Origin of the sequence: Helicobacter didelphidarum, assembly GCF_003364195.1 — a bacterium.
Taxonomy (GTDB): domain Bacteria; phylum Campylobacterota; class Campylobacteria; order Campylobacterales; family Helicobacteraceae; genus Helicobacter_A; species Helicobacter_A didelphidarum.
In genome coordinates, this window is the sequence record NZ_NXLQ01000033.1 from 1 (window position 1) to 12,959 (window position 12,959).

12 protein-coding genes are annotated in these 12,959 nt (G+C 37.7%); 4 read left to right on the plus strand and 8 right to left on the minus strand.

Annotated features, from left to right (window positions below; genetic code table 11):
• The 7 genes from CQA53_RS09400 to CQA53_RS09430 all read right to left on the minus strand — a co-directional run.
• The coding region (locus CQA53_RS09400) for a PDC sensor domain-containing protein (protein ID WP_181882413.1) at nucleotides 1-1,249 on the minus strand (1,249 nt) is incomplete at its 3' end.
• A 175-nt stretch (nucleotides 1,250-1,424) separates the two neighbouring features.
• Nucleotides 1,425-2,294: an isochorismatase family protein gene (locus CQA53_RS09405; RefSeq protein ID WP_115543746.1), complete on the minus strand. Its 870-nt coding sequence runs from the start codon at nucleotides 2,292-2,294 to the stop codon at nucleotides 1,425-1,427.
• Nucleotides 2,295-2,499: 205 nt separating this feature from the next.
• Nucleotides 2,500-3,150, minus strand: coding sequence for a hypothetical protein (locus CQA53_RS09410; RefSeq protein ID WP_115543747.1), 651 nt, complete (start codon nucleotides 3,148-3,150; stop codon nucleotides 2,500-2,502).
• Nucleotides 3,105-3,428, minus strand: coding sequence for a hypothetical protein (locus tag CQA53_RS09415; RefSeq protein ID WP_115543748.1), 324 nt, complete (start codon nucleotides 3,426-3,428; stop codon nucleotides 3,105-3,107). The genes CQA53_RS09410 and CQA53_RS09415 overlap by 46 nt, the downstream gene beginning before the upstream one ends.
• A gap of 90 nt (nucleotides 3,429-3,518) precedes the next feature.
• A complete protein-coding gene (locus CQA53_RS09420) occupies nucleotides 3,519-3,878 on the minus strand; it encodes a TfoX/Sxy family protein (protein WP_115543749.1) in 360 nt (119 codons plus the stop codon).
• Nucleotides 3,879-3,891: 13 nt separating this feature from the next.
• Nucleotides 3,892-4,302, minus strand: coding sequence for a hypothetical protein (locus tag CQA53_RS09425; protein WP_115543750.1), 411 nt, complete (start codon nucleotides 4,300-4,302; stop codon nucleotides 3,892-3,894).
• Between the two features lie 206 nt (nucleotides 4,303-4,508).
• Nucleotides 4,509-5,429 carry a helix-turn-helix domain-containing protein gene (locus tag CQA53_RS09430; RefSeq protein ID WP_115543751.1) on the minus strand — a complete coding sequence of 307 codons (921 nt, stop codon included), beginning with the start codon at nucleotides 5,427-5,429 and terminating at the stop codon, nucleotides 4,509-4,511.
• A gap of 196 nt (nucleotides 5,430-5,625) precedes the next feature.
• Between CQA53_RS09430 and CQA53_RS09435 the strand changes: the two genes are divergently transcribed.
• The 4 genes from CQA53_RS09435 (at nucleotide 5,626) to prpD (ending at nucleotide 11,194) form a co-directional block, all read left to right on the plus strand.
• A complete protein-coding gene (locus CQA53_RS09435) occupies nucleotides 5,626-7,524 on the plus strand; it encodes an AMP-binding protein (RefSeq protein WP_115543752.1) in 1,899 nt (632 codons plus the stop codon).
• Nucleotides 7,525-7,542: 18 nt separating this feature from the next.
• Nucleotides 7,543-8,436: a methylisocitrate lyase gene (prpB, locus tag CQA53_RS09440; RefSeq protein ID WP_115543753.1), complete on the plus strand. Its 894-nt coding sequence runs from the start codon at nucleotides 7,543-7,545 to the stop codon at nucleotides 8,434-8,436.
• A gap of 3 nt (nucleotides 8,437-8,439) precedes the next feature.
• Nucleotides 8,440-9,582, plus strand: coding sequence for a citrate/2-methylcitrate synthase (locus tag CQA53_RS09445; protein WP_115543754.1), 1,143 nt, complete (start codon nucleotides 8,440-8,442; stop codon nucleotides 9,580-9,582).
• 163 nt (nucleotides 9,583-9,745) lie between these two features.
• Entirely contained in the window at nucleotides 9,746-11,194 is a 1,449-nt protein-coding gene (gene prpD, locus CQA53_RS09450) for a 2-methylcitrate dehydratase (RefSeq protein ID WP_115543755.1), read from the plus strand.
• Nucleotides 11,195-11,356: 162 nt separating this feature from the next.
• Here prpD and CQA53_RS09455 read toward each other — a convergent pair.
• The coding region (locus CQA53_RS09455; protein ID WP_181882414.1) for a restriction endonuclease subunit S at nucleotides 11,357-12,959 on the minus strand (1,603 nt) is incomplete at its 5' end.

Here is a 12,959-nt window from a genome sequence, read left to right on the forward strand (position 1 = left end):
GAGCAGTTTTGGCTGATTGTTCTATGGCAATCGTATCTTGTTTGAGTGATTGTTGTGTTTTTTCTATGTTTTCATTAATGGCTATTGCCATAGCACCAATTTCATCTTGTGCTCTAGGATGAACAAGTTTTGGAGGATTTTTAGATTCATGATTAAGATATTTGAAGAAGCCAAATAAAATAGATTGAACGGTGTGAATACGCATGGTAATATTACTTCTGATGACAAAATAGACTATTGCACAAACAATAAAAATTGCAATCAAACTACCAACAAACATATAAGTTTGTAATTGGGATAAAGGAGCAAAAATTGCTTTTTCGGGAGCAGTAACTAACACGCTCCAATACACATCATCTGTTATATTAAAGAATGCGTTTGCAGTATAACTTATATCTCCTTGTAAGTTATTGTATGGCATTACCCCTTCTTGTTTTCTTTTAATTGCATTTACTACTTCCGTAGCACTAGGATGTCTATTTGCATCTAGAAGACTCATACCGATAAATTCTGGATTTGGATTTGTAATGATAGTTCCATCGGAAGTTAAAATTGCCCTATAATCCCCCTCAAATACTGAAAGTCTGCTAGAATCATTCATAACTTTAGCTAAAGTGTTTATATCAAGTAATAAGCCTATCGAACCAACTACTTGATGATTAGAATCAAAGAAAGGAATATTAATGCTGAGCACATTTACCTCTATCCCATTAAATCTCATTTTAACTGGTTTCCCAACACTCATTTTACCTGTTTGCATTGCTTGTTGCAGTCCCCTAAGGTTTAATACATCTTGAGTTGCATCAGTGAGCTGAACACCACCTTCTACTGCTGGTTGAGAGTCGTGACCCAATATTACAGAATCATTTCCAATATGGTATCGAGAATTTTGTAGGTGAATATTTTTGAGATAAATGTAACCAAAAATACCTAAAGTATTTTTATCAAGCATATTTATTAGTGTGGTTTCCAATAAAGTATCATTGGTTTGACCATAACCATGAAGTAATGCTTCTTGAATCTCCGCATGTCCAAGATTAAGCGTAGCACGAGACTCCCTTAAATATCCTTCAACCAGATTAGCCGCCCTCTTTCCAACATTAATAATTAATTTTTCCGATTCATGAGAAAGGATTTTTGATGAATGTGAGCTTACAACAACAACCAATGCTCCTAAACATAAAAAAACGGTTAAAATAATGGCAAGAATAATCTTTGTCCCAATTTTTAAATGAGAAAAAAAGTTCATTAATTTTCCTTTTACGATGATAGATTTTAGAGTCTTTTAGGTATTTTAAAAAATACCCAGATTCTTAAAAAGATATAATTATAGCATTGCTTAATAAATTATAAGCAATGCTATTGCTACATTTTGTAAATATTTGAAGCGTGTAAAATTGATTAAGACAAGTTATACTAAATAATTACATATTTTGTAATCTTTGCACAATATCAGCTGTAAAAAATAACTCATGTGCTAAGAATCTAAAATTAATTAAAGCGGCTAAATAACCATCGCCTTCAGGTAGCTTTGCTCCCGCAGTGGCGTCACGTACAATACAAACTTGAAATCCTTCCGCCAACAAATCTCTTAGGTGAGAATCCAAATGTGTATTTGCATCCATACCACATAATACAACTTGTTTTATCCCATGTGTGCGTAATTTTGAACTCAAATCGCTTCCGTTTAAACCAAAATCTTTACGCGGTGTTGTAAGAACTGTTTTATTATCCAAAATAAAAGGTTTATAATCAGCGACAAAATCTGCTCCACTATTCTCAATATTGTTTGCATTTAATCCTTCGCCTAAGCCATAGGCAAGTCGTGTCCCTCTAATAAAGTTTTTCATCGGAGTTTTAGGCATTGATTGAAAATCTAATTTGTTCCATACAACATAAGATATAAATGTTGGAAGCATTAAAGCTTTTGCAACACGGAAAAGCATTCCTATATTATCAATTGTATTATTTTCTTTAATGCTCGCACCATAAATATTCCACCCCACTCCTTTGGGACTAAGGAAATCAATTTGAGGATTTACCACAACAAGCCCAACAGAATCTTTTTGAAATTTCATAGAAGTCTTTGGTAACATCATTTTTTCACTATCAACATATTCGGGATTTATATTAATATAATTTTGTTTCATTTTAGAATCCATTTTTTCATCATTTGCATGCAGATTCATTGCCATTGTTCCTAAGCCAAATGCTCCAATGCCCATAAGTTTTGTAAAGCTCCGTCTTCTCTCTTGATTGATATTTGCTTGAGGGTTGTTTTGTTGTTGTTTCATATCCCGCCTTTTTTAAAGATTCTTAATATATCGAATCGTCATGAAATTTTTAAAGTAGAAATAAGAATTTTTAATAGAATCTTTTTAAGCAATAAACTTTGAAGACATATCTCATTTATGCAAACCAACAAATATTCAATATAAAGTTTTAGAGATACAATAAAGACAAAAGAGTGCTAGTTTGACTCAGTTTATATTTTTTAATTTATCGCGAGAGTTGCGGAGGGAAAAATAATGGTATATCGGGCAAACCTATTAAGTTTGGCGAATCGATACTAAGCCGATAGAATCCGCTTACACCTTTAGCATCACTTGGGAGCAAATCTCTGCGGAGATAGCACACCTCAACAAGGGAGGAGAGAAACAAGCCATTCCCCACAAAAAGTCTGCCATTGCTATTAAAATGCGTCCAAATCGGCACAAAATATTTATTAAGCTGCTCAAGCACCCTAAATCGCCTTTGTGTGATTTTATTAGGATTACACCCATGAAATTCAAAAATCATTTGCGAAAAACAATTTTTAAGAATCTCCATATCCATACTTTCAAGCATCTCCCATTCAGCATTTTCTATATCGCATTGCAGGATATTATGAGCATTTGTATCAAGGCTACAATCTCGCATAACTTGCTCAAGTGTGATGAAACTCTCATCATTTTTGTCGCCGATAAACTTCTTAATAAATGTGATATTTTGATTTTCTGGATAAGGCGCGGATTCTATACTGCCATCGATTTCTAGGACTTTGTAGCCACGATTTGCCATATCCAAATCCCAAGGTGAATATGGAGATACGCCAAGTGAGATAGCTATGGGAGATTTGTTATTTGCAACGGGGGGGGGGGGAGCATACAATATCCGCCATCGTTATCCCCGCCGATACGAACGAGATTAAGCGATGGTGAAACAAAAGGACGAAGAAGTTTGAGATAACGCAAAAGATTTTCTTGATGATGGACAATTTGTGGAGAAGCCCACACATTATGAAGCGCAAAGAGTGCGTTAGGATTGTCCTTTGCTATTATCATTTGATGAGCGAGAAGTATGTCAAGCTTATTGTTCATCTCTGCTATCTTTTGTGGCATTTTCCACCAAAGCCTTATTTGTCTGCCCATTTTCTTTAGCACATTCATTCTTGTCCTTTTTGCATTGTTTTTATTTTTGCACACGAATATTCTAGCATAAAATGGACAAAAGAAGAACATTATTGAGATTTTTCCTCCTTAATGTTTGTCTTTTAGGCTATTCCTCTTTTTTGGTTTTGGTATGGGGAGCAATGGCGTGAGGGTAGTTATCACAGATTCTAAAATCTCTAGATTCTCAACATCAAGGATATAATTTTCTTTCGCACCATCATAGGGGAATCCGCACTCATTTTCGCTCAAAATCTCTCTCAAAGCTTCGTGCTTTCTGACATAGAGTATATCATTACATATCAAAAATATTGGTTTTTTAGATTCTATAAAATCATGCACATAGATACAATATTCGCCAAACATTTTTCTTGCACTAAATCGATACACACTCCCGCACGCACGGAGTTGCTCAAGTGTGAAATCCTTAAACTCTTCGCTTGAAGCCACTATAAAATCCCCCTTACCGCAAAAATCCAAATTCATAGATTTTTGGCTCGATTTTACTTGCAAGGCTTTGGAGGGCATAACGCAGATTGGCTATCTTATCATTATATACAGAATCTAAGCTTCTCGCACACATATTGCCCTCTTTTGCTACGCCATCTTTGTAGCTTACCTTGCGTCCTTGAAAAAACTCTTTTATATCATAAAGCGAAGCATTAGGATTATATTCACTCACAAGCGAGATAGCTTTACCCTTTTTTGCTTCTGCCCAAAGGAAGTTGATTTGATGAAATAAGGATTTATCATCATAAGAGATACAAAAATCAATCTTGCCAATGATACGCGTGTGATTGAATATCTTATGATGAAAAAAGTCATTTGCGACTTTGTTTTTCAGCTCTTCTTCGCTTATATTTGGTGAATACATTGTGTGCCTTTATGTGAGATTCTCTCTTCACAAAATAGAATCCTTATGAAAACTATGAAGAGGAATTCTAAACTTACTTTAGGAAAATATAAAAAGGCATTATAGCGTTTTTGTTGCTAGAATATTGATAGAAATGCTAGATTCTCTATGAATTATCCCACTTCCCTTTTCATGTATCAATCAATTCTCCATACATTATGCCCACACTAATCCCGCATGACATTATTTGCAAAAAGTTCTCCATAAGGTGTTTTGTCTCGCACGAGAGATAAAAACGCAAAAAGCTCATGATTGTTTTGAATAGATTCTAAGATGAGTTTGAGAATCTGCGTCGAATCTGATGGCGGAATATGCTTTAGTATCGAATATTTTGATGAGAAATGACGAAACATCTTATCAATAAGCGGGGTGTTTGTAATCTCGACAATGAGCGAATCAATAGGCATTTTAAAAAACATAAGATTCTTATCTTTGTTCAGAGAAATATACATTGTATCCATACCAAGCACTTTTGTCGAATACGAATCAAACAAATATAAATGTTTATTGTAATTATCATCAAAGACTTCAAGCATAGTTTGCAAAATGACAATCTTTTGTTGGCGACTATACGCATTGCCGATAGGGCAAAAGGCGAATTTGAGGAGAGATTCTATGGAATACCACTCAAACGAAATAAAATGATAATTCAGCACCATTTTGCTTCGCTCCTCTCGCAATCTTTTAGATTCTATTGAAGTCTTTATTTTGTAAGGAGAGGGGATTATAGAATCCCGATACGCAGGACCGGGAAACTTGGGGTGTATGACTAAGCGATTGTTTTTTTCTTGCTCGATGATATAACGCAAACTCCCCTCATAGCCCTTATCGATGATTTGAATCTCGGCGATTGGCACAGATTGCAAAAGATTATAAAATTCCTTTTCTTCACAATCCCAAATACTCATCGGATAGCGGAAAAACTCACAAATTTTTGACTTTATCTCTTGGCTTGGCTCTTTTTTCACACTGCCATCAAACCAACTTGTGAGGGTGCGTCTATCTTTGCCAACGACATTTGCTAGAGATGAAATGCTTGTGCCATAACGATTAAGGATTGCCATAATCCTCTCTATACTACTTTTCATTGTCTATCCCTTAGATTCTAAATCTCTTGTATAATTCTACTTCAAATTGTTCATTTTTTATACATTTTTGTTATTTATGTCTTTATTTTGTCGCTATTTTGTCAAAAATTGTTCTATAAGAATATGAAATATTCAGTTACAATAATTTTTAAATCTAAAAAAGAACAGATTTATAGTTTTGTGTAGGAGATTAGGAATGGGAAAATATGAAGAGAATTATAAGCTCTCTTTGGAGAATCCTCAAGAGTTTTGGGCAAATGCTGCGAGAAATATCCATTGGTATCATTGGTATGATAAGGTTTTAGAGATTGTTGATAATCATTATCGGTGGTTTGTTGGCGGTTGTATGAATAGTTGCTATAATGCCATTGATTTGCATGTGCATAGCGGACATGGCGATAGAAAAGCCCTTATCTATGACTCGCCTGTAACCAATACAATAAAAACTTATACTTATAAAGAATTGCAAACAAGAATCGCAAAAACGGCTTGGATTCTCAAGCTCAAAGGCGTGAAAAAAGGCGATACCGTGCTGATTTATATGCCGATGATTCCAGAATCTGTTATTGCTATGCTTGCTTGTGCGAGGATTGGAGCTATCCACAGCGTTGTATTTGGTGGCTTTGGTGCGCACGAACTTGCTATGCGAATAGAGGATTGTAAGCCAAGTATGATTATCACAGCAAGTTGTGGTATCGAAGTGAATAAAATCATTGATTACAAAGAGATTTTAGATTCTGCTATCAAGCAAAGTTCGCATAAAGTCAATGCTGTGTTGCTTTGGCAAAGACCACAAAAACACGCCGATACGATTCCATTTCGCGATATTGATTGGGAAAATCTTGAAATGATGGCAAAAGAAGAGCCTTGTACACCTGTGGATTCTATCGACCCGCTTTATATCCTTTATACAAGCGGGACTACGGGCAAACCAAAAGGCGTTATTCGCAGTAATGGCGGACATTGTGTCGCGATGAAATGGAGTATGGATAATATTTATGGCGTGAAGCCCGGCGATGTCTTCCTTGCTGCCTCTGATGTGGGCTGGGTTGTCGGACATAGCTATATCGTGTATGCCCCGCTCTTTAGTGGTTGCACGACCGTGCTTTATGAGGGAAAACCTGTGAGAACACCTGATGCAGGAGTGTTTTGGCGTCTTGTTGAGCAACATAAAATCAATGTGCTTTTTGCTGCACCTACGGCGTTCCGTGCTATCAAAAAAGAAGATTCTAAAGGTGAAATGGTCAAAAAATATAATATGGATTCTTTGCGAAGCATTTTTGTCGCGGGCGAGAGATGTGATACAAATACGCTCAAATGGATTGAGAAAATTACCAAAAAGCCTGTCATCGACCATTGGTGGCAGACTGAAACCGGCTGGGCGATTTCTGGGAATCCTCTCGGATTAGAAACACTCAAAGTAAAACCCGGCAGTGCGACAAAGCCAATGCCCGGCTTTAACCTCAAAGTCCTTGATGAAGATGGCAATGAGTGTAAAAAAGGGCAGCTTGGCAATCTTGTGTTAAAGCTTCCATTGCCACCGGCATGTCTGCTTGGAATCTGGCAAGATGATGAGCGATACAAACGAAGCTATCTCAATCACTATCCGGGATATTATCTTACCGGCGATAATGGCTATATTGACGAAGATGGCTATGTGTTTGTTATGGGAAGAATGGATGGTGTCATTAATGTCGCAGGACATAGAATCTCAACGGGTGCATTAGAAGAGACTATCAGTTCTCACCCAAGCGTTGCGGAATGTGCGGTTGTGGGTATTGATGATGACTTCAGAGGAGAAATCCCTCTCGCACTTATCATACTCAAAGATGGTGTGAAAGATAAGCCCGAACTTATCAAAGAGGGCATTGTCCGCTTAGCTATCGCTGAAGTGGGAGCATTTGCGAATCTTAAAATTATTGGCATTGTGAATAAACTTCCAAAAACGCGTAGTGGTAAGATTCTAAGAGGCACGATTCGAAGTATTGCGGAGGGCAAACCCTATACAAAACCATCAACGATTGATGATGAACAAAGCCTCACGCATATTACGGAAGTTTTAAAGGGTATGGGATTTCCCAAAACTCAATCTTAAACATAAAGGAGAAAAAACATGAGTGAAATTAAAAGTGCAGGATTGCGATTTAGAGAAGCGTTGAAGGCGAATAATCCTTTGCAGATTCTCGGAGTGATTAATGCCTACTCTGCCTTGCAGGCGACAAAATCTGGAGCAAAAGCACTCTATCTTAGCGGTGCGGGCGTGGCAAATGCAAGCGTTGGTGTGCCTGATTTAGCGATTACAAATGTCGAAGATGTGCTTATCGATGTGCGTCGCATTACAAGTGCTACGACTTTGCCTTTGCTTGTGGATATTGATACCGGATTTGGCGGTGCGTTTAATATTGATAGGACAATTAAAGACTTAATCAAAGCCGGTGCGGCAGCAGCACATATAGAAGACCAAGTCGCACAAAAAAGATGTGGTCATCGTCCAAATAAAGAACTCGTCAGCACACAAGAAATGTGCGATAGAGTGGTAGTCGCTGTGAGCGCACGAAATGAAGCGGACAAAAACTTTGTCATTATGGCACGCACAGACGCCCACGCGAGTGAGGGGCAAAAAAGTGCGATTGATAGGGCATTAGCGTATGTAGATTCTGGAGCGGATATGATATTTGCAGAGGCTATCCATACGCTTGAAGAGTATGCGGAATTTGTGAAACAAGTCAAAGTGCCGGTATTAGCAAATATTACTGAATTTGGCAAAACCCCATATTTCTCTACGCAAGAATTACAAAGTGTTGGAATTGCAATGGTGTTGTATCCGCTATCAGCCTTTAGGGCAATGAATAAGGCAGCATTAGAAGTTTTCAAAGATATTTTGGCAAATGGACATCAAAAGGCAAGTATCGAGAAAATGCAAACACGCGAGGAGCTTTATAATATGTTAGGATATTATGAATATGAGCAAAAACTTGATACTTTATTCCAAAAAAAGAAAGGATAAACAATGAGCGAAAAAAAGAAAAAAGAAGGTGGCTTAGCTGGAATCATCGCTGGAAAAACCGCGATTTGCACCGTTGGTGATGGGCATAGTTTGCGTTATCGTGGATATGATATTTATGAATTAGCCGAACATGCGAGCTTTGAGGAAGTGGCGTTTTTGCTTTTGTATGGAGAGTTGCCAAACAAAAAAGAACTTGAAGATTTTAATAAAAAACTCTTTAGTTTTAGAATCTTGCCTCAAGCGGTGAGAGAGATTCTCAAGCTTATCCCAAAAGATTCTCACCCTATGGATGTGATGAGAACGGGTGTAAGTGCATTGGGGAATTTTATGCGCGAAAAAGAGGATTTTAGCAATCAGGATGAAATTGCTTTGCAGATTCTTGGTGCATCACCGAGTATTTTACTCTATTGGCATGCTTATCATATTCACAAAAAAGAGCTTGATTTTGAATCCAAAAAAGATTCTGTGCTGAAAGATTGCACAGCAAAATTTTTCCTTGAGACACTGCATCAAAAAGAAGTCCCGCAGTTGTGGGTTGAGGCGATGAATGTGAGCTTGATTCTGTATGCAGAGCATGAGTTTAACGCCTCGACTTTCACGACACGCATTATCTCTTCAACGCTTTCTGATTTGCATTCAAGCGTTGTTGGCGGTATCGGAGCGTTAAAAGGACCTTTGCATGGTGGTGCCAACGAAGCGGCAATGGAGCTTTTAAATAGTATTCCAAAAGTAGATTCTGTCATAGAAATTATGCAAAAAAAGCTTGAGAATAAAGAGAAAATTATGGGCTTTGGACATCGTGTGTATGTAACAAGCGACCCGCGAAATGTCGTCATCAAACAATGGAGCAGGAAGCTTGGCGAATCTGTGGGCAATGCGGAACTCTATGACAAAAGTGAAGTGATAGAAAAATTTATGTGGGAGAGTAAAAAACTCTTTCCAAATTTGGATTTTTATTCAGCTTCAGCATATCACTTTATGGGGATTAAAACCGAATATTTCACGCCTATTTTTATTATGAGTAGAGAAAGTGGCTGGATTGGGCATATCTTTGAGCAACGCAAGGATAATAAGCTCATTCGTCCAAACGCGGAATATATCGGCGTAGGCGATAGAAAATTCGTGCCTCTTGAAAAAAGAAGCTAGAGAAAAAGCCTCATAGCTTTGTCCATAAAGCAAAAGGATAAAGCTACAAAGGCAAATGGCAGAAGGTAAGGTGTTTTGGATTCACATACAATCTTAAAAGATATATGTGGAGCAAAATGTATCAAAAAAAGAGCAATCTTTCATCATTTTTTAAAGGATAGTTATGGAAAATATGGGTATTTTGGAAGCAAAAAGAGCAGAGTTTGACACGCTTTTAAGCGATATAGCAGAATATGCGATGACAAAAAAAGAGTTTTCGCCTCTCGCGTATGAGACGGCAAAATATTGCTTTATGGATACGATTGGTTGTGGGCTTTTAGCCCTTGCATTCCCGCAATGCACGAAGTTGCTTGGACCTGTTGTCGATGGAGCGGAGTTCAAAGATGGCGTGAGAGTGCCCGGCACAAGCTATAAACTTGAGCCAGAGCGAGGTGCGTTTAATGTCGGTGCGATGGTGCGTTGGCTTGATTTTAATGATACTTGGCTTGCCGCTGAATGGGGACACCCCAGCGATAATCTCGGCGCGATTTATGCTCTAGGCGATTATATCAGTCGCAAAAATATCAAAGAGGGCAAAAAAGGATTTACACTCAAAGAGATTCTCGAATTTATGATTAAAGCACATGAGATTCAAGGTGTTTTAGCATTAGAAAACTCCTTTAATGCCGTTGGGCTAGACCATGTGTTGCTTGTGCGGATTGCAAGCACAGCGGTGGCAAGTGTAATGCTTGGCGGGAGCTTTGAGGAAGTGCGAAATGCCGTATCTTTGGCTTTTGTCGATGGTTGCTCCTTACGCACTTACCGCCATGCACCAAATACAGGATCAAGGAAAAGTTGGGCAGCAGGTGATGCAAGTGCAAGAGGCGTGAATCTCGCACTCAAAGCCCTCAAAGGCGAAATGGGCTATCCCACTGCACTATCAGCGAAGTTTTGGGGCTTTGAAGATGTCAATATGAAAGGCAAAAAACTTGTTGTGAAACAAAAATTTGATAGTTATGTCATGGAAAATGTGTTGTTTAAAATCAGCTTCCCAGCGGAATTTCACGCACAAACTGCGGTAGAATGTGCCTTGAAACTCCACAATGAAGCAAAAAACAAACTCAAAGACATTGAGAAAATCATCATCACCACACAAGAATCAGGACATAGAATCATCAATAAAGTCGGAGAACTCGCTAACCCAGCAGATAGAGATCACTGCATTCAATATATGGTGGCAATTCCTTTGATTTATGGGGAGCTTAAAGCCGAGCATTATGAGGACAATATCGCCGCTAATCCTTTGGTTGATGAATTGCGTTCTAAAATGGAAGTGCTTGTCGATGACCGCTATACAAAAGAATATTTAGAATCTGATAAACGTTCAATCGCGAATGCTGTGCAGATTTTCTATCGTGATGGCACAAAGAGTGAGAAAGTAGAGGTAGAATATCCCGTAGGGCATAAACGCCGACGAGATGAGGGCATACCGCTTTTAGTCAAAAAGTTTCATAATGCCCTTGCGACACGACTTAGTCCAAAAAAATGCAAAGCTATCTCTGCACTCTTTGAGGAAAGTAAGAAAGCCTATGATACACCATTTGTAACAATTAGTGAGCTTTTTGCATTGTAATGTAGGCTAGAGCTTAAGAAAATCACTTTTTCTTAAGCGATGAGAAAGAGTGAGCGACAAAGAAACCTAAGAAGAGATTCTATATGAGGGAGCAATCGCAATTTCACTCTCCCTAAATCCATTCGCAAGGGAGGGAGAATCGCCCACAATCTTTTAAGAGATTCAATAGAGTAATTCCCTTAATATTTCTTCTTTTTTCTCACTCAATAGGATTTCATTTGAGTGTAAATATGAGATTTGAGATTCTATAAAGTCAATAGTTTGCACGATTGTATCTTGTGCTTCTTTTGGCGGGAGTGAAAGGCTAAGGTTGCTTATTCTCTCAATACTTGCTCGTAGATTTCTATCAAATCCAGCTTTCAGCCCTGCATATTCTAAGCTAAATCCCACATATCTCGCATTGTGTGTATTTCCAATGACTTGCAATACTCCGCAATGGTCGGTTGGATAAAATGGCTGATTTTTAGGCATAAAGCCTACCGACCAATCGCCATCTATCCCCCACAATACAGAATCCCTCCTATAATCTTTCAAAATTTCTTTATCAATAAATCCAAAAGGCTTTAGGACATTTGCACTATATACGGGGATTTTCCCATTTGGATTCAGCTCATTATCAAGCACTCTTTTACCAATTTGTAGGCTAAAAAATTCTTTATTGCTAAATTTGTAATTTTTACGAGTTTTACTCATAGTTTCAAAAAGTGGCGTTATAGATTCTATAAGGCTCTGAAGAGAGGGTTTAAGTCCGCATTGTTCAAGCACATAATCTTTGATATATCGATAAAAATTTAAGCGTATATAAAGATTTGCTAATTCTTTTTCTAGTGTGTCGAGGTTACCCCCCCCCCCCCCGATAGTAAGGGCATTATGCAATATTTCTTCTTTTTTAGATTCTATATTTTTGATTTGTGTATTGATAGAATCTATTTGAGATTCTATAAAGTCAATAGTTTGCACGATTATATCTTGTGCTTCTAGCGGTGGAAGTGGGATTTGGAGATTTTTAATAAATGTTAAATTTGCCATTGAAAATCCACCTAAAGATTTAAATTGAGGATAAAGCCCAAAACAAGAATAATATAAAAATTTAGATTTTAATATTTTTTCATCTAATGGATATAATCCTGCTATATTTTGATTTGTTGCGCTTTCAAATGTTAAATAACCTGCCTTTCCTATTGTTGCACCAACTAATGCAATTAACACAGAATCTTTTTTGAGGATTTTTGCTGATGAGTGCTGCAACCCATCATCTGTGATTTTTTCTTTAACTTGATTTTCATAAACATAACAATTTTGACAAACTTCACTCTTAAGCCAACTTATCGTGCCATTCCAATAATTTGCATTACCCCTGCTAGGAGTTCCACCACTTTGCACAGATACAATTTCCCCTAACTTTTTCTTCTCCCAGCCTTGTGGTGGTGGGGTAGGTAGAGATTCTAAGAGGCTTTTTAAGGTGTTAAAGTCGTCTTTTTGTTGTTTTTGCGTCATTGTGAGATTTGCATTAGCAAATCGTGGCAATCCATTGTTTGCGTTTTCGGATATTTTGCTGTCGCTTAATATGATATTTTTATTATGGATTGCTTCGGCTTTGCCTCGCAATGACGAGTCAATAATGTCGTTGTTTGTATTATTATAAAAGGTTTTGGCTTCATCTTGTGATGATAGCTCAAGCGACCTTAGAGAAAAACCTATAAGCTCTTTGGTGAGTTTTTCTAGCTTTGCTACAATAGAATCTACGCTACGAGGAGGATTCCCC